Raw genomic sequence first — 17,725 nt, 5'->3', positions numbered from 1 at the left:
TGCTGAAAAACTTGATCCATCGGGAGGATGTATTCGTGGCCAGAACAAATCCAAAGCGCGAGAAGCTGATCGAGGCGGCTGCGAAGGTTGCCAGCGCATCGGGCAAGAGCTTTCTCGATCCCAGGATCCTGTTTGGCCAGGCCAGCAACGACGATCTTGCCCGCTACAGCGCCGAGATGCTGGCGCTGGCGTCCATCCACACTGCCGACGAGCTCGACAAATGGTCGGGCGAAGCGCGCGTCAGCGTCGCTCCGATCGAAGGCGTGACGCCCGAAGGCATTGCCGTTTCGGTGCTGTCTATCACCGATCGCAACATGCCGTTTCTCTACGAATCCGTCATGGGCGAGGTCACCAGCAGCTACCGCGACGTCTCCATGGCCGTCCATCCCATCCTGCCGCTGCAGGAGGACGGCAGACCTGCCTTGAAGGCAGCGGCGAATAGCGACGCCGGCAAGCGGCTCAGCCACATCCAGCTGCATCTCGCACCGCTGACGGAAGAGCAGGCGGAAGCGCTCGCCGCGCGGGTACGTACGGTACTGGAACAGACGCATCTGGCGGTCGGCGACTGGCAGCCGATGCTGGCCAAGCTCGATACCGTGATCGAGGAACTCGCAGTCCATTCCGCCGGCCGTCGGGCGGCCGATCGCGACGAGGCGCTGGCCTTCCTCTCCTGGCTGCGCGACGATAATTTCACATTCCTCGGCATGCGCGACTATGTCTATTCCGGCAAGGGCAAGGACGCCACCGTCGAGCGCGACAGGGGCACCGGTCTCGGCATCCTCTCCAATCCCGACGTGCGGGTCCTGCGCCAGGGCCAGGACGCGGTCACCACGACGCCCGAGATCCTCGCTTTCCTCAACGGGCCGAATTTCCTCATCGTTACCAAGGCCAACGTCAAGTCGGTGGTCCACCGGCGCGCCTATATGGATTATGTCGGCGTCAAGCGCTTCGATGCGGACGGAAATATTACAGGCGAGCTGCGCATCGTCGGCCTGTTCACCTCGATCGCCTACACGGCGGAGCTTTCGGATATTCCGCTGCTTCGGGCGAAGGCCCGTGAGGTCACCAATCACTTTGGCTTCGATCCGACCAGCCATTCCGGCCGCATGCTGCAGAACACGCTGGAATCCTATCCACGCGACGATCTTTTCCAGATCGACACGACGCTGCTCGCCACCTTCTGCGAGCAGATCAACGACCTGACGGAGCGGCCAAGGGTTCGCGTCCTGCCGCGCATCGATCATTTCGACCGCTTCGTCTCGGTCATCGTCTACGTGCCGCGCGAGGAGTATGACTCTGTGGTGCGCGAGAAGATCGGCGCCTATCTGCGCACCGTCTATGACGGCCGCGTTTCGGCCTATTATCCGGCCTTCCCCGAAGGCGGTGTCGCGCGTGTGCACTTCATCATCGGCCGGACGATCGGCAAGACGCCACATATTGCGCAGGCCGTGCTGGAGGCTGCGGTGCGGTCGATCGCGGCACGCTGGATCGACAGGCTCGTGGCGCTGGGCGGTCCCGCCGCACCGCGCCTTGCCGTCAGCCAGGCCTTTCAGGAGGCGTTCACGCCCGAAGAAACCGTTGCCGACCTTCCCGACATCATTGCCTGCGCCTCTGATGCGCCTATTCGCATCGGCTTCTACACCCGCAGTTTCAGCGACAACGATATCCTGTCACTGAAAATCTTCCACGGCGAAGGCAACCTTGCCCTTTCCCGACGCGTGCCGCTGCTCGAAAACCTCGGCTTCAACGTCCTCAGCGAACGAACCTTCGACATCCGCGTCGATGGCGACCACGTTCACGGCGATGTCGTGCTGCACGACATGGAACTCGAGGCGCGCGATGGCGTCGCCTTCGATCTGAAACGCCATGGTGCTGCCCTCGAGGAGGCCTTCCTCGCCGCCTTCGAGGGCAGCATCGACAACGATGCCTTCAACCGGCTGATCGTGTCGGCCGATCTCACGGCCCGCACCGTCAATATCCTGCGCGCCTATGCCCGCTACCTCCGCCAGGCCGGCATTCCCTATTCGCAGGATTATATCGCCACCACGCTCGACAAATATCCCGGCATCGCCGCCAGCATCGTCCGGCTGTTCCTGGATTCGCTCGACCCGTCGCTCGAGGAAAAACCACGGCTGAAGCGGCTGGCTTCTCTCCACGCGACGATCGAGACCGAGCTTGCCACCGTGCCGAGCCTCGACGACGACCGCATTCTCCGGCGCTACGTCAATGCGGTCGATGCAACGCTGCGCACCAACTATTTCCAGCGCAACCCTGATGGTTTGCCAAAGGCGATGTTTGCCATCAAGCTCGACCCGAAGGAACTCGAAGGCCTGCCGGAGCCGCGGCCCTTCCGCGAAGTCTTCGTCTATGGCGTCGAGGTCGAGGGCGTGCACCTGCGCTTCGGCAAGGTCGCGCGTGGCGGCCTTCGCTGGTCCGACCGGGCGGAAGACTACCGAACGGAAGTGCTGGGTCTGGTCAAGGCGCAGCAGGTGAAGAACGCCGTCATCGTGCCCGTCGGTGCCAAGGGGGGCTTCTATCCGAAGCAGCTGCCGGTCGGCGGCAGCCGCGACGCCATCTTCAATGCCGGCCGCGAGGCCTACAAGACCTATATCCGCACGCTGCTATCGATCACCGACAACATCTCCGGCGCCGACATCATCGCGCCGGCCGATACGCTCCGGCTGGATGGCGACGATCCCTATTTCGTCGTCGCCGCCGATAAGGGCACGGCAACCTTCTCGGACACCGCCAACGGCCTCGCCCAGGAGGCAGGCTTCTGGCTCGACGACGCCTTTGCCTCGGGCGGATCGGCTGGCTACGACCACAAGAAGATGGGCATCACCGCCCGTGGCGCCTGGGAAACCGTCAAGCGGCATTTCCGCGAGCTCGACATCGACATCCAGACGACGCCGTTCAGCGTCGTCGGCGTCGGCGACATGTCGGGCGACGTGTTCGGCAACGGCATGCTGCTGTCGCCGAAGATCCGGCTCATCGCCGCCTTCGATCACCGCGATATCGTCATCGATCCAGACCCGGACATGGCGGCAACGCTTGCCGAACGCCAGCGGCTGTTCGACCTGCCACGCTCCAGCTGGCAGGATTTCGACAAGAGCCTGCTGTCTCCGGGCGGCATGATCATTCCGAGAACGGCAAAATCGGTGACGCTGACGACGGAAGCCGCTGCCGCCATCGGCATCGGCAAGAGCGTCGCCACGCCCTTCGAGATCATCACCGCGATCCTCAAGAGCAAGGTCGACCTCCTGTGGTTCGGCGGCATCGGCACCTATGTGAAATCGCCGACCGAAACCGACGCCGATGTCGGCGACCGCGCCAACGATGCGATCCGCATCAATGCCGACGAGGTCGGCGCGCGGGTGATTGGCGAGGGTGCCAATCTCGGCGTCACCCAGAAGGGCCGCATCGCCTATTGCCTGAAGGGCGGACGCTGCAATTCCGACGCCATCGACAACTCCGCCGGCGTCAACACCTCCGACGTCGAGGTCAATATCAAGATCGCCTTGGCCTCCGCGATGCAGGACGGCCGCCTGACACGCGCCAAGCGCGACCAGCTGCTGGCCTCGATGACCTCTGAGGTCGCAACCCTCGTCCTGCGCAACAACTATCTGCAATCGCTGGCGATTTCGCTGACCGAGCGCAAGGGCACGGGCAACGGCCTGGAGCTCGGCCGCTTCATCGGCGTACTCGAGGCCGCCCGCAAGCTCAGCCGCAAGGTCGAGACACTGCCCGACGAGGCGACATTCGCCGAGCGCTATGCCAACGGCCGGCCGCTGACCCGCCCGGAGATCGGCGTGCTGCTCTCCTATGCGAAGATCGTGCTGTTCGACGCGCTGCTGGAAAGTCCCCTGCCGGACGATCCCTATTTCGCTGCCACCCTGACCAATTATTTTCCGCAGAAGATGCAGCGCGGCCATGCGAGCGATATCGCCGGCCACCGGCTGCGCCGTGAAATCGTCGCCACCGATCTCGCCAACGAGGCGATCAACCGGGGCGGGCCGGCCTTCGTCGTGTCGATGATGGATGCGACGGCGGCAGGCGCTTCAGAAGTGGTCAAGGCGGCGGTGCTTGCCCGCGACGGCTTCGACCTCGACCGGCTCTGGGCCGAAACCGATGCGCTCGACGGCAAGATCGGCGGCGAGATACAGAACAGGCTCTACAGCGACATCGGCCAGATCTATACGGTGCTCACCCGCCTGCTCCTGAAGACCACCATGGTGAAGGCCGAGATCGGCGAGACCGTCGCGCGGCTGCATCAGGCGTCGAAGAAGCTGCGGCCGCTGCTGTCGGGCCGCATTCCGGCCGAATTCGCCGCCGAGATCGACGGCCGCCGCGCCGACTACCTGGCGGCCGGCGTGCCCGAGGCGCTCGCAGCCGAAATCGCCACGCTCGGCACCTTCGCGCTCGTCCCCGACGTCATGCAGATCGCCGAGAACACCGGCGAGCCCCTGTCGCGGGCGGCGGAGACCTATTTCGAGGTCTCGCAGACATTCCGCGTCAGCCGGCTACTGGTGTCCGGCAGCCGCATCGTCACCGGCGATCACTACGAGAACCTGGCGCTCGCCCGCAGCCTCGACCGCATCGCCACCGCCCGCCGCGACATCGTCATCGCCGCCCTCAACGCCCACCGCCAGGACAAGCAGCCGATCGCCGCCTGGCATGCCAGCGACCGCATCCGCATCAACCGCATCGCCGAGGAGCTGGCCGGCCTCAGCGAAGGCGGCGACATAAACCTCGCCCGCATCACCGTGGCGGCAGGCTTGCTCAGCGACTTCGCCCACGATTTGCCGCGGTGAGGCGGGGCGGGGTTGGCGCGCCGGAGCGACGCGGGGCGTCGGAGCATGTCGGTTTGAGTGCCGGTCGACATTTGTAAGGGACGAAGGCCCTCTCCTTCCCTCTTCCCTGTGCGCGTCACAGGGATCCAGCCACGGCGCGTCCGCGCTGTGGGATGAGTCGATTCGCAGCAACAGATAGTTCCCGGCGCTCAAGGACTTGGGCGCACTGGATCCCTGTGACGAGCACAGGGATGAGCGAGGAGAGGGTTATCGGCAGCGGCTCGATTGCCCTTCGGTTGCGCGTCCGAAATATAACGGGGCGGCGACGAGCGGGCGGGCACGGTCGGGTATCGTGCTTCCCTGAGCCCTGTCTTTGTCATAGGGACCAGCGAGGATGGCACCCTCGTCCGTCACCCTTGCTGCCACCATGCCCCCCGCGCTTGCACTGCCTGGTTCGGGATGGCAAGGTCCGGGCGATAGCCTTTGGCCTAGCAGGGAATAGAGAGTGACCGTTACAGAGCGTGACGATGCCGTGACGGCGAAAGTGCCGGCGCGGGGCATCTGGGGTTGGATGCTGTTCGACTGGGCGGCGCAGCCTTTCTACACCGTCGTCATAACCTTCATTTTCGGCCCCTATTTCGTCGCCCGGCTGACCACCGATCCGGTCGGCGCGCAGGCGATGTGGTCGAACATGGCGACGATCAGTTCGATCGTCATTGCTGTGCTGTCGCCGATCCTCGGCTCGATCGCCGATCAGTCCGGTTCCCGCAAGCCATGGATCGCCTTCTTCGCCGTCATCAAGATTGCCAGCCTGTTCGGCCTGTGGTGGGCGGCACCGGGTTCGCCTGTTATCTATCCCTTCGTGTTCATCATCCTCGCCTCCATCGCGGCGGAGTTTTCCATCGTCTTCAACGATTCGATGATGCCGCGGCTGGTCTCGAAGGACGATGTCGGCAAGCTTTCCAATACCGCCTGGGGGCTCGGCTATCTCGGCGGCATGATCGTGCTGATCGCGGTCGTGGCGCTGCTGGCCGGCAACCCGGAGACTGGGCGCACCATCCTTGGATTGAAGCCGCTGTTCGGCCTCGACGCCGTCCTCGGGGAAGATGCCCGCATCACAGGGCCGATTGCCGCTATCTGGTATTTCATCTTCATCCTGCCGATGTTCCTGTTCACGCCCGACGCGCCGCGCGGCCTGCCGTTGCGAACAGCCGTCGGCAGCGGCATCAGCGAGCTGGTGAAGACCGTCAAGACACTGAAACACCGGCCGGGCATCGCCCGGTTCCTGATCGCGCGGATGGTCTATCAGGACGGAGTCAATGGCGTCATCATTCTCGGCGGCACCTTTGCCGCCGGCATGTTCGGCTGGCCGACCATCGAGATCGGCATCTTCGGCATCATCCTCAACGTCGTCGCGATCTTCGGGTGCCTCGCTGCCGGCCGGCTCGATGCGCGGCTGGGCTCGAAGACGATGATCGTCGCCAGCCTGGTGATATTGCTGATCGCCACGGTCGGATTCATCTCGACCGGTCCCGGCTTCACGCTGTTCGGACTGGTGCAACTATCGACCGTCGATTCCGGCGGACTGTTCGGGACGGCGGCGGAAAAGGCCTATGTGCTGTACGGGCTGCTGATCGGGCTGTCCTTCGGGCCGGTGCAGGCCTCGTCGCGCTCCTATCTGGCGCGCAGCGTCAGCCTCGAGGAGGCCGGCCGGTATTTCGGCATCTACGCGCTGTCAGGCCGCGCCACGAGCTTCATGGCGACGCTGATGTTCTCGGTTGTGACGACCTGGAGCGGCTCGGCCCGCCTCGGGATGGCGACGCTGATCCTGTTTCTCGCCGGCGGCCTCTTGCTGCTGCTACCGGCGCCCTACCCCGCCGATGCGAAGCCGCAGCGCGTTTGACGTGCTCTCCGTCATGCTCGGGGCTGTCCCGAGCATCCAACCCGGTTCATTGGCTGGCCCGGTAGATCCTCGGGACGAGCCCGAGGATGACGGCGGAGGGTGTGGGTCAAGTCACCATTCAAAGAACGACGAGGCGCTGGTATAGCCTCGTGTGTCTCCGTCATGCTCGGGCCTGTCCCGAGCATCCATCCCGGCCCCTTGGCTGGCCCGGTAGCTCCTCGGGACGAGCCCGAGGATGACGACGGCGGGGTGTCGCCCGCTCCTCTCTAAAGACGAGTGGGCGACGGTATATCCCAATTTGCGATGAGGATATCCCTCAGTGGCGGAAGTGGCGGACGCCGGTGAAGACCATGGCGACGTTGTGCTCGTCGGCAGCGGCGATGACTTCGGCGTCACGCATCGAGCCGCCGGGCTGGATGACGGCGGTGGCGCCAGCGGATATGGCGGATAGAAGGCCATCGGCGAAGGGCAGGAAGGCTTCGGAGGCGACGGCGGAGCCGCGGGTCAGGGGCTCGGGGAGGCCGAGTGCCTTGGCTGCGTCCTCGGCCTTGATGCCGGCGATGCGGGCGGAATCGACGCGGCTCATCTGGCCGGCACCGATGCCGGCGGTCTGGCCGTTCTTGGCATAGACGACGGCGTTGGATTTCACATGCTTGGCGACGCGGAAGGCGAAGCGCATGTCTTCCAGCTCCTGGGCCGTCGGTGCGCGCTTGGTGACGATCTTCAGTTCGAGATCGTCGACCATGACATTGTCGCGGCTCTGGACCAGGAGGCCGCCGGAGACGGTCTTGGCGGTGATGCCGCGGGCGCGCGGATCCGGCAGGGCGCCGACCGAGAGCAGCCGCAGGTTCGGCTTGGCGGCGATGATGGCGCGGGCCTCGTCGCTGACCTCGGGGGCGATGATGACTTCGGTGAACAGTTTGACGATTTCTTCAGCCGTTTCGGCGTCGAGCAGGCCGTTCAGCGCGATGATGCCGCCGAAGGCGGAGGTGCTGTCGCAGGCGAGCGCCCGCCGGTAGGCTTCTGCCAGCGTCGGGCCGGTGGCGACGCCGCAGGGATTGGCATGCTTGATGATGGCGCAGGCAGGACCCTGCTCCGGCGGGAATTCCGCCACCAGCTCATAAGCTGCGTCCGTGTCGTTGATGTTGTTGTAGGAGAGCTGCTTGCCCTGCAGCAGCTTCGCCGTGGCGACGCCCGGGCGGTTGTCGCCAGTCACGTAGAAGCCGGCCGACTGGTGCGGGTTCTCGCCGTAGCGCATTTCCTCGCGCAGCACGCCGCCGATGGTGCGGTGGCGCGGCGTCGAGATGTCGAGGGCTTCAGCGAACCAGTTTGCGATCATCGTGTCGTAGGCGGCGGTGCGGGCATAGGCCTTGGCGGCCATCTTCTGGCGGAAGGCATAGGCGGTCTGACCGGCATCGCCCGACAGCTGCGCCAGCAGTTCGGGATAGTCCGTGGGGTCGGTGAGGATGGTGACATAGGCATGGTTCTTGGCCGAGGCGCGGATCATGGCGGGGCCGCCGATGTCGATGTTTTCCACCGTCGTCGGATAGTCGCCGCCGGCAGCGCGAACATCCTCGAAGGGGTAGAGATTGACGACCACGAGGTCGATGCCCTCGATGCCGTGCGCCTTCATCGCCGCCTGGTGCTTGGCATCGTCGCGGATGGCGAGCAGGCCGCCGTGGACGCGCGGGTGCAGCGTCTTGACGCGGCCGTCCATGATCTCAGGGAAGTCGGTGATCTCGGAGACGTCGATGACGGCGATCCCGGCGGTGGCAATGGCCTTGTGGGTGCCGCCGGTCGACAGCAGGCGGACGCCCTTGTCGTGCAGCGCCTGGGCCAGCTCCACGATGCCCGCCTTGTCGGACACCGACAGCAGCGCGGTCCTGACCTTCACCTTGTCGGGAGCTGGGATTTTCTTCGATACAACGGCCATGATCGTTCTCCGGTCCTGTCTTCGGAAGGCGTCCGGCAGGGACGCTCGAGATGATGGCGTCGCGTTAGCACAGCCGGCCGGATGATAAAACCTTCGGGCACCTCAGCGGCGCGATAAAAACCAGCGGATCTCGGTTTTTTCCGGGATCGAGAAGGCGATCTCCAGCAGCTCGGAGGCACGAACGCCCGACGAATCCGCAAAAAATACGTCCTCGCCAATCAGCACGTCGTTGCCGGGCGAAGAAAATGTCCATGTCTCGCCGTCCGGTGCCGTCAGCGTGACGGCGTCGGGCCGCGTCTGGTCGATGCTGATGGAGGGGTGGATGTGAAACCGGGCCGAGGCGCGACGCTCGGCATCCGCTTTCTTCGGAGCCTTGCGCTGCTCCGGCGCGAAAAAACGGTCGCAGCCGGTGATGATGGTGCCGGCGCTGTTCAGTGTGATCTCGCGCTCATGCATCAGCCCGAAGTTGGCGACATAGCCGTCATGGGCGGCCTTGACGCTGTCGCGTCCATCCTCGGTATCCTGCCTTTCGACGGAAACCGCGCTGACGCCGCTGGTCATGACCGGCCCGAGCATGCCGGATCGGGAGAAACTCAAGGACGAGCTGTCGTCCAGTGTCACGGTCGAATGCGCCGCCGTTGCGCGGGCCATCTGCACGTAGCGGCTGCCGGCGAATTTCGGCGAGCCGGCATTGATGACGATCCGGTGCCGGCCGGACGACATTTCGAACGAGAGGCAGCCGGCATGGGCGGTACGCGACAGGTCGACAGACAGCGGGCCGCCGGTGTCGATGATGACGAGCGTCTGACCAGAAGAGAGGCGCTGGTAGTGGGCATGGGGCAGCGCCTTGAACGGTTTGCCGGCCGTTTCGTCATAGCGCAGAACCGACATCAGCTCGTTGGCAAAGGTCGAGGTGGCACCGTTGAACAAGGCGAGATCGCCGTCCTGGTGGCGGAAGAAGCGCAGCGCCGGGTACATGCGGTCGATGCCCGCAATCAGGCGCGAGGGTACGTCATGGCCGAGATTGATATAGGTTTGGCGCAGCGGCAGCAGGTCGAGCAAGAGTTCGAGGGCGGCGCGGGGATTGCGCGAAACATGCGAGCCGTCGGCCAGGATCTGCCGGTCGATTTCGCGGTCCAGCGCCTGCCCCGCCCGCTTGATGGTCGCCGCGCGCGTCGGCATCGACACCGACGACATAGCCAGCGCAATGCGCACACGGAAACGTGCTTCGCCATCCGGCGCCGTTGCCGCGACATGGCGGAGGTAGCGGACATGATGGGTGAGCGAGCGCATGAAGCGGCGGTAGAAGCCGCTGTCGGTGCCCTGCAGCACCACGGGAGAATGCGACAGCCAGGCGATCAGCCGCTGGGCGGCGATGTCGGTGTCCCAGGCAACGCCGACCGTCTTTCGTCCGTGCAGGCTGATCCAGTCGTTGACAAGCGAACGGGCAAGCACGCTGCCCTGGCCTGTCTTGTCGGCCCGCATGTGGCGCAGCCAGCTGAAGCTGTGCAGCCTTGTGGCAAAGATCTCGGACGGCAGTTCCTGAGAAAAGGGCGAGCGGCCGTTCGTCTCCATCACTCGACCCGCGAGCGTGATGCGGCCGTTGATCATTTCCTCGGCAATGAAGGGATCGATGCTACGCAGGTCGGTCGGCGCCACGATCAGACGTTCCGGCACACGCACCGTGTGTCGGGTCAGGCGCAGACGTGTCAACGCTGCGCGACGCGATAGCCGCCGCCATGCCTCCCGTGCGTAAAGACTCACACAACGCCCGCCAAAGTCTTGATATTATCGATCGCGATTGTCCGCCTCTAGCGTTAACGCAGCGTTAGCAAACGGCGCTAGCGGCGAAAAACTGCCCCATAGCGGCGCAGATAGGGCGCCAAAGGCATTCGTCCATCAATCGCCACGGCGAAGCACACTGGCATAGAATCCATCGAGGCCGGAGGCAAAACCTTCCGGCAAGGACAGCATGGCGGGAGTGGTGCGGAAATCTCCGAGCGGAGAAATCGCCATTTCGAGACCCGGCCAGTCCTGTGGCCGGATGGCGACGCGCTCGACGTCAGGGATATCGGCAAGAATCCGGGCAACGATCTCCTCGCCTTCGCTGGGATCGAGCGAACAGTTCGAAAACACCACGATGCCGCCGGGCTTGACCAGGGTCAAGGCATGGCGCAGGAGCCGCTCCTGCAGCGCGGCGAGCTTGGCGATATCCTCACGGCCCTTGGTCCACAGGACGTCCGGATGGCGACGGGTGGTGCCGGTCGAGGAGCAGGGTGCATCGAGCAGGGCGGCATCGAACAGCTCGTCGGTCGCATATTTTGCCATATCGGCGACGACCGTCTCGGCCTTGAGGCCAAGGCGGGCAAGATTGGACGTCAGGCGCCGCAGGCGGCTTTCCGACTGGTCGAGCGCGGTGACGGTGCCGCCTGCCTGGATCAGCTGGGCCGTCTTGCCGCCCGGGGCGGCGCAGAGATCGAAGACGCGCTTGCCGGCAAGCGAGCCGAACAGCTTTGCCGGAATGCTGGCGGCCGCGTCCTGAACCCACCATTCGCCCTCATCGAACCCGTCGAGAGCGGGGATCGTACCGTCGAAGTTGGCAAGGCGGACGCTGCCTGTCGGCAGGACCAGGCCGTTCAGCCGGCGCGCCCAGCCTTCGGGATCGGATTTGACTGTCACGTCGATGGCCGCTGGCTGCAGCTGCGTGTCCGAAATGGTTAGCGCTTCGGCCCGTCCGTAAGCCTTCTCCAGCCGTGACAGAAACCAGGCGGGCATGACCGGGACTGTGGCGGTGCGGCTGAGGATCTCGTCCTTTTCGCGCCCCATTCGGCGCAGCACCGCGTTGACCAGCTTGGCGAAACGGCGGTTGCGCGGGTCCTGGTTCGCCTGCTCGACAGCAAGGTCGACGGCCGAGTGGTCCGGAATATCGAGATAGAGCATCTGCGCTGCGGCCACGACCAGCACATGGTGCAGGGCGCGCGCACCCTCCGGCAGGGGCGCATCGAGCAGCGAGGCAATGGCGGCCTCGATGCGCGGCAGGTGGCGGAGGGCGGAGTTGAGAATGGCGCGCACGAGCGCCCGGTCGTTGTCCTCGAGCACGCGGTAGGCCGGGTTGCCATGGTCTCCGTCGAGCATGCCGTCGAGCGGCGTCTTGCGGTCGATGACGGCAGCGAGGATCTTCGAGGCGGCGGCACGGGCGGCAAGGCCGGGCTTCACCGGGCCGCGATCGTCCGGGCGGCGGGCGCCGCGTTCGGCCTGGTTTGAGCGAGCCGGGCGGCGGCCGGTGGATTTCGTGTCGTCTGACGTCAAGACCAGGGTCCTTTGGGCGGTTGTGGACCACCGCGACTGGACCCCGTATTCGGCACCGAGCGCGATTTGCGCACTGCATTAGCAGGCCGGACCGGCGACGTCGAGCCGTCACCGGTGAAGGCGCCGGTGCTCGGGCTGCCGTGCATGGCCATGGCCTGCAGGGCGGCGATGCGGCTTTCGGTATTCGGATGGGTGGAAAAAAGGTTGTCCATCGGCCGGCCGGAGAGCGGGTTGATGATGAACATATGGGCCGTTGCCGGATGCCGTTCGGCGTCCTCGTTGGGAATATGGGAGGCCTCACCGGCGATCTTGCCGAGCGCCGAGGCAAGCCACAGCGGATTGCCGCAGATCTCCGCGCCACGGCGGTCGGCCGCATATTCGCGCGTCCGGCTGATCGCCATCTGCACCAGCATGGCCGCCAGCGGCGCGACGATCATCGCCACCAGCGCGCCGATGCCGCCGAGCGGGCTATTGCTGTCGCGTCGGCCGCCGAAGATGAAGGCAAAGTTGCCGAGCATGGAGATGGCGCCGGCGAGTGTTGCGGTGATCGTCATCGTCAGCGTGTCGCGGTTTTGCACATGGGCGAGTTCATGGGCCATGACGCCCGCCACTTCCTGCGGTGTCAGCGCATTGAGCAGGCCGGTCGAGGCCGCGACGGCGGCATTCTCCGGATTGCGGCCGGTGGCAAAGGCGTTCGGCTGCGGGCTGTCGTAAAGGTAGACGCGCGGCATCGGCAGGCCGGCATTGGCGGCGAGATCGCGGATCATGCCGAAGAATTCAGGCGCGCTGCGCTCGTCGACCGCCTGCGCATTGTAGGTCGACAGCACCATGTTGCCGGAATTCCAGTAGGAAAAGAAGTTCATGCCGGCCGCCACGACGAAGGCGATCATCATGCCGGACCGGCCGCCGATCAGAAAGCCGACACCCATGAAGAGCGCCGTCATGAAGGCCAGCAGCATCGCGGTTCGCTTCATGTTCATGGTCTTCTCCGTCAATTGCCCCTGTCGCGCTTCCAATTCCGGCGCGACAGCCTATAATCTGGCTATTCGCCCGCCTAAATCAATATTTGCTGGAGAGCGGCATGCAAATGGCTGACAACGACAACAGCGAACCCGTCGAAACCACGGGCGAGACCGTAGCACCCCGCAAGCCGCTGTCGCCGGCTGCCAAGCGGGCCCTGGCCGAGGCCGAAGAGCGTCGCCGGCTGCAGGCAGGGGCCGATCTGCCGCCCGAAATCGGCGGTCGCGGCGGCGCAGAGCCATCCCGTTTCGGCGACTGGGAGATCAACGGCCGCGCGATCGATTTTTGACCGGTAATTATTCCTATTGACATTCCAGCAATTCAGGAAATAATTCCTGAATTATGGTCCGATCCTTCATCATCCTTTGTCTCTTTCTCGTCTCCCCGCTCTCTGCGGGTGCGAAGACCAGCACTGTCCGTGAGACCATCGCGGGCCCTGTCTCTGCCGAGATCATCGAAGTGATCGACGGCGACACCATTCTTGTCGATGCAGCGCCCTGGCCGCAGCAGACAATCGAGGTCTATGTGCGGCTGCGCGGCATCGATGCACCCGAGCTGCATTCCAAATGCGCCGCGGTGCGCGAGGAGGCCGAGCGGGCGCAGGCGGCGCTCGAAGAGATCATGCCGGCCTCCGGCGAGGTGCAGCTGACGAAAATATCGGGCGACAAGTATTTCGGTCGGATCCTCGCCGATGTCACCATCGCCGATGGCCGCAACCCGGCCGACATGTTGCTGTCGTCCGGCTATGCCGTGTCCTACCATGGGGGGCGTAAGGCGCCCGAGCTTTGCCCGCAGTAGCGCCGTCGCTCAGGCGGCCTCCGCCTTGTTCTGCCGGTTGGCGATCAGGTCGTCGACGACGGCGGGATCGGCCAGCGTCGAGGTATCGCCCAAGGCCGAGAAGTCGTCTTCGGCGATCTTGCGCAGGATGCGTCGCATGATCTTGCCGGAGCGGGTTTTCGGCAGGCCCGGCGAGAACTGGATCTTGTCGGGCGTGGCGATCGGGCCGATCTCGGCGCGGACATGCTTGATCAGCTCGGCGCGGAGAGCATCTGTGCCTTCGTGGCCCGACATCAGCGTCACGTAGCAGTAGATCCCCTGCCCCTTGATCGCATGCGGATAGCCGACAACGGCCGCCTCCGAGATCAGATTGTGGGAGACCAGCGCCGATTCGACTTCGGCCGTGCCCAGGCGGTGGCCGGAGACGTTGAGCACGTCGTCGACGCGACCGGTGATCCAGTAATAGCCGTCCGCGTCGCGCCGGCAGCCGTCGCCGGTGAAGTATTTGCCCTTGTAGGTCGAGAAATAGGCCTCGATGAAGCGCTTGTGGTCACCGTAGAGGGTGCGCATCTGGCCGGGCCAGCTGTCGGCGATGCAGAGATTGCCGTCGGCGGCGCCCTCGAGCACCTTGCCCTCGGCGTCGACCAGCTCCGGGATGACGCCGAAGAAGGGTTTGGTTGCCGAGCCCGGCTTGAGGTCGGTGGCGCCAGGCAGCGGCGTGATCATGTGGCCGCCGGTCTCGGTCTGCCACCAGGTGTCGACGACAGGGCACCGGCCATCGCCGACGACATTGTAGTACCAGTTCCAGGCTTCCGGATTGATGGGTTCGCCGACCGTGCCGAGCAGCCGCAGGCTTGCGCGCGAGGCGCGGGTGACGAATTCGTCGCCTGCGCCCATCAGCGAGCGGATCGCTGTCGGCGCGGTGTAGAAGATATTGACCTTGTGCTTGTCGATGATCTCCCAGAAGCGGCCCTGGTCGGGGAAGTTGGGAACGCCCTCGAACATGACTGATGTCGCGCCGTTGGCGAGCGGGCCGTAGACGATGTAGGAGTGGCCGGTGACCCAGCCGACATCGGCGGTGCACCAGTAGATGTCGCCGTCGTGGTAGTCGAAGGTGTATTCGTGGGTCATGGCGGCGTAGACGAGATAGCCGCCGGTGGTGTGCAGCACGCCCTTCGGCTTGCCGGTCGAGCCTGATGTGTAGAGGATGAACAGCGGATCCTCGGCCTTCATCCTTGCCGGCGGGCACTCGGCCGGAACCTTGGCCATTTCCTGGTGATACCAGAGGTCGCGACCCGGCGCCCAGCCGGTCTTGCCGCCGGTGCGACGCACGACCAGCACCTTGTCGACCATCACCTGCTGGCGGGCGGCGATATGGATCGCCGTATCGGTGTTGTCCTTCAACGGCACCGGCTTGCCGGCGCGCACGCCCTCGTCCGAGGTGATGACGAAGGTGGATTCGCAATCGACGATGCGGCCGGCCAGGGCATCAGGCGAGAAGCCGCCGAAGACGACGGAATGCACTGCGCCGATGCGGGCGCAGGCGAGCATCGCATAGGCCGTTTCCGGGATCATCGGCATGTAGATCGTCACCCGGTCGCCCTTCTTGACGCCGTGTTTCTTCAGCACGTTGGCAAGGCGACAGACCTGCTCGTAGAGCTCGTTATAGGTGATCTTCTTGTCGATATAGGGATTGTCGCCTTCCCAGATGAAGGCGACCTGGTTGCCGCGCGTCTTCAGGTGGCGGTCGATGCAGTTGTAGGCGACGTTGGTCAGCCCGTCCTCGAACCACTTGATCGACACCTTGCCGGTAAACGACGTATTCTTCACCTTGGTATAGGGTTTGAACCAGTCGATCCGCTTGCCGTGCTCGCCCCAGAAGGCGTCCGGATTGGTGACGCTGCGGGCGTACCAACTGTCATATTTTTCTCGTGTGATCAGAGCGCGTTGCTTGGCCGGCTTGGTGACCGGATAAATTCTTTCAGACATGTTTCCTCCTCGAAATGCCTGGCGCGCCCTGCTTTTGCGCAGAAGCTGCGGTCTTTGTCCTCACAAATAGCAGCTTAAGATACAGCGTCCATTGGACAAAGCGCATTTCGTCGGCAAAGAATTGCAATTCTGCGGCACTCGCGATATACAGAGCGTCATTTCCCGGACATCAGTGGTGAAAAACACCCACGGACCGCGACCCCGGCGCGGACGGACAGAAGGACTATATGCATGGCCCAACAACTGCTTATGCCGAAGGCTACGGCCATCTGGCTTGTCGACAACACTGCCTTGTCGTTCGAACAGATCGCGCAGTTTTGCAAGCTTCACCCGCTGGAAGTCAAAGCCATCGCCGACGGCGAAGCGTCGCAGGGCATCAAGGGCCTCGACCCGATTTCCACCGGCCAGCTGTCGCGCGAGGAAATCGCCCGCGCCGAAGGCAAGCCGGACTACAAGCTGAAGCTTTCCGAACCGAAGGTGCGCGTGCCCGAATCCAAGCGTCGCGGCCCGCGCTACACGCCGGTGTCGAAGCGTCAGGACCGCCCGAACGCCATTCTTTGGCTGGTGCGCAACCATCCGGAACTGAAGGACGCCCAGATCTCGCGTCTCGTCGGCACCACCAAGTCGACGATCGAGCAGATCCGCGACCGGACCCACTGGAACTCGACCAACCTTGCGCCGATGGATCCCGTGACGCTCGGCCTCTGCAGCCAGATCGACCTCGACTTCGAAGTCGAAAAGGCTGCCAAGGGCCGTCCGCTGCCGACCGCCGCCGAACTCGGCGCCACCCTGCAGCCGTCGCAGGAAACCGAAAAGCTGCCGTTCTCCTACGAGCGCGAAGAAAAGGAAAAGACCATCGACGCCGATGCCGTCTTCGCCAAGCTCAAGTCGCTGCGCGCCCCGAAGGACGAGGACGAAGACCAGTACTGAGTTTCCGTTCGTTCGATGGACCTGCACCAGACCCCGGCTTTTGCCGGGGTTTTTCTTTGCGCCAAGTACAAGCGCAATCCCGATGACGGCCTTGGAAAGGGCCAGGTCGGATGGTTGGGCTTGGCGTTAAATCCGGCATCGAACGTGGGGCGCGCGTGGCGGAAACCGATCAGAGTTTCGGCAGATCACGGGAGCGCGCCATGGCCGGAGTTTGTACGCAGGGGATAGACACCGGCTTTGCCAGTCTCGGCTATGCGAGGATCGCCTTCCTCGGGCTGGTGCAGGGTTTGACCGAACTTTTGCCGGTCTCCTCGACCGCGCATATGCGGCTGGTGCCGGCACTTCTCGGCTGGCAGGACCCGGGCTCTGCCTTTTCGGCGGCGATGCAGCTGGCAGCCCTTGCCGCCATCGTTTCCTATTTCTGGAGTGACGTCCGTTCCGTGACAACAGGGTCGCTGGTGGCGTTGCGCGACCGGCAATGGCAGGCGCCGGCCTTTCGCATGGCGGTGGCGATCGTCGTTGCGACGATCCCGATCGTGATTGGCGGATTGCTTCTCTCGTCCCGGCTGAATGCCTGCGGCACGTCGATCCGCAGCTTGTCGGTCATCGGCGCCGCCTGCCTCGGCATGGGCGGGCTGCTGGCGGTGGCAGAGCTTTACTGCCGTCATACCAAGACGATGGACAACATGAAGCTGCGGCATGCGCTGATCGTCGGCATTGCCCAGGTCGGTGCATTGTGGCCGGGCGTATCGCGCTCCGGCTCGACACTGACGGCGGCGCTGTTTCTCGACCTGAAGCGCGAGGAAGCGGCGCGCTTCTCGTTTCTGCTGGGTGTGCCGGCGATTGCCCTGGCGGGATTGAAGGAGCTGTTCGAGCTTTATCGCGCCCATATTCCGGCGGAGGCCTGGAGCGTGCTGGTCGTCGGACTGATCGTCGGCAGCATCTCGTCGTTTGCAGCGATATGGGGATTGATGCGGTTTCTGGAGAAATTTTCCGCCTGGCCGTTCGTCGCCTACCTCGTGCTGATCGGCATCGTCATTCTGTCGGGTGTCTGGGCATACGGCTGGGTTTGAC

The 17,725-nt window shown here is 64.3% G+C and carries 11 protein-coding genes; 6 read left to right on the top strand and 5 right to left on the bottom strand.

Annotated elements, in window-relative coordinates; genetic code table 11:
• Positions 1–35: 35 nt before the first annotated feature.
• Both VH564_RS06660 and VH564_RS06655 read left to right on the top strand, forming a co-directional pair.
• Positions 36–4,811 carry an NAD-glutamate dehydrogenase gene (locus tag VH564_RS06660; RefSeq protein ID WP_423339019.1) on the top strand — a complete coding sequence of 1,592 codons (4,776 nt, stop codon included), beginning with the start codon at positions 36–38 and terminating at the stop codon, positions 4,809–4,811.
• Positions 4,812–5,295: 484 nt separating this feature from the next.
• Positions 5,296–6,693: an MFS transporter gene (locus VH564_RS06655; protein ID WP_423339018.1), complete on the top strand. Its 1,398-nt coding sequence runs from the start codon at positions 5,296–5,298 to the stop codon at positions 6,691–6,693.
• A 316-nt stretch (positions 6,694–7,009) separates the two neighbouring features.
• On the opposite strand, the gene purH is transcribed toward VH564_RS06655, so the two are convergent.
• The 4 genes from purH to htpX all read right to left on the bottom strand — a co-directional run bounded on the left by purH (position 7,010) and on the right by htpX (position 12,915).
• Complete coding sequence (purH, locus tag VH564_RS06650) at positions 7,010–8,626, bottom strand: bifunctional phosphoribosylaminoimidazolecarboxamide formyltransferase/IMP cyclohydrolase (protein ID WP_423339017.1); 1,617 nt, start codon at positions 8,624–8,626, stop codon at positions 7,010–7,012.
• A gap of 102 nt (positions 8,627–8,728) precedes the next feature.
• Entirely contained in the window at positions 8,729–10,285 is a 1,557-nt protein-coding gene (locus VH564_RS06645) for a heparinase II/III family protein (RefSeq protein ID WP_423339016.1), read from the bottom strand.
• 240 nt (positions 10,286–10,525) lie between these two features.
• On the bottom strand, positions 10,526–11,941 hold the full coding sequence (locus tag VH564_RS06640) for an RsmB/NOP family class I SAM-dependent RNA methyltransferase (protein ID WP_423339397.1): 1,416 nt from the start codon (positions 11,939–11,941) through the stop codon (positions 10,526–10,528).
• Entirely contained in the window at positions 11,932–12,915 is a 984-nt protein-coding gene (gene htpX, locus VH564_RS06635) for a zinc metalloprotease HtpX (RefSeq protein ID WP_423339015.1), read from the bottom strand. Before htpX ends, VH564_RS06640 begins: the two co-directional genes overlap by 10 nt.
• Positions 12,916–13,016: 101 nt before the next feature.
• Between htpX and VH564_RS06630 the strand changes: the two genes are divergently transcribed.
• Together VH564_RS06630 and VH564_RS06625 are read left to right on the top strand one after the other, a co-directional pair.
• A complete protein-coding gene (locus tag VH564_RS06630) occupies positions 13,017–13,244 on the top strand; it encodes a DUF1674 domain-containing protein (RefSeq protein WP_423339014.1) in 228 nt (75 codons plus the stop codon).
• Between the two features lie 53 nt (positions 13,245–13,297).
• A complete protein-coding gene (locus VH564_RS06625) occupies positions 13,298–13,753 on the top strand; it encodes a thermonuclease family protein (protein ID WP_423339013.1) in 456 nt (151 codons plus the stop codon).
• A gap of 9 nt (positions 13,754–13,762) precedes the next feature.
• On the opposite strand, the gene acs is transcribed toward VH564_RS06625, so the two are convergent.
• Complete coding sequence (acs, locus tag VH564_RS06620) at positions 13,763–15,721, bottom strand: acetate--CoA ligase (RefSeq protein ID WP_423339012.1); 1,959 nt, start codon at positions 15,719–15,721, stop codon at positions 13,763–13,765.
• Positions 15,722–15,952: 231 nt separating this feature from the next.
• On the opposite strand from acs, the gene VH564_RS06615 reads away from it, so the two are divergent.
• Both VH564_RS06615 and uppP read left to right on the top strand, forming a co-directional pair.
• The gene (locus tag VH564_RS06615) at positions 15,953–16,651 is read left to right on the top strand and encodes a DUF1013 domain-containing protein (protein ID WP_423339011.1); all 699 of its coding nucleotides are present in this window, start codon (positions 15,953–15,955) and stop codon (positions 16,649–16,651) included.
• A 200-nt stretch (positions 16,652–16,851) separates the two neighbouring features.
• On the top strand, positions 16,852–17,724 hold the full coding sequence (gene uppP / locus VH564_RS06610) for an undecaprenyl-diphosphatase UppP (protein WP_423339010.1): 873 nt from the start codon (positions 16,852–16,854) through the stop codon (positions 17,722–17,724).
• Position 17,725: the final 1 nt, after the last annotated feature.

The sequence above is a fragment of the Rhizobium sp. HT1-10 genome, from assembly GCF_049472505.1.
GTDB lineage: Bacteria > Pseudomonadota > Alphaproteobacteria > Rhizobiales > Rhizobiaceae > Rhizobium.
Note: the sequence above shows the minus strand (reverse complement) of the source record. Positions and strands in the feature narration are given on the sequence as shown.

Coding starts and splice junctions, on each gene's coding strand:
- htpX (WP_423339015.1), bottom strand. CDS start 12,915: ATGAACATGAAGCGAACCGCGATGCTGCTGGCCTTCATGACGGCGCTC.
- uppP (WP_423339010.1), top strand. CDS start 16,852: ATGGCCGGAGTTTGTACGCAGGGGATAGACACCGGCTTTGCCAGTCTC.
- purH (WP_423339017.1), bottom strand. CDS start 8,626: ATGGCCGTTGTATCGAAGAAAATCCCAGCTCCCGACAAGGTGAAGGTC.
- VH564_RS06615 (WP_423339011.1), top strand. CDS start 15,953: ATGGCCCAACAACTGCTTATGCCGAAGGCTACGGCCATCTGGCTTGTC.
- VH564_RS06625 (WP_423339013.1), top strand. CDS start 13,298: ATGGTCCGATCCTTCATCATCCTTTGTCTCTTTCTCGTCTCCCCGCTC.
- VH564_RS06630 (WP_423339014.1), top strand. CDS start 13,017: ATGCAAATGGCTGACAACGACAACAGCGAACCCGTCGAAACCACGGGC.
- acs (WP_423339012.1), bottom strand. CDS start 15,721: ATGTCTGAAAGAATTTATCCGGTCACCAAGCCGGCCAAGCAACGCGCT.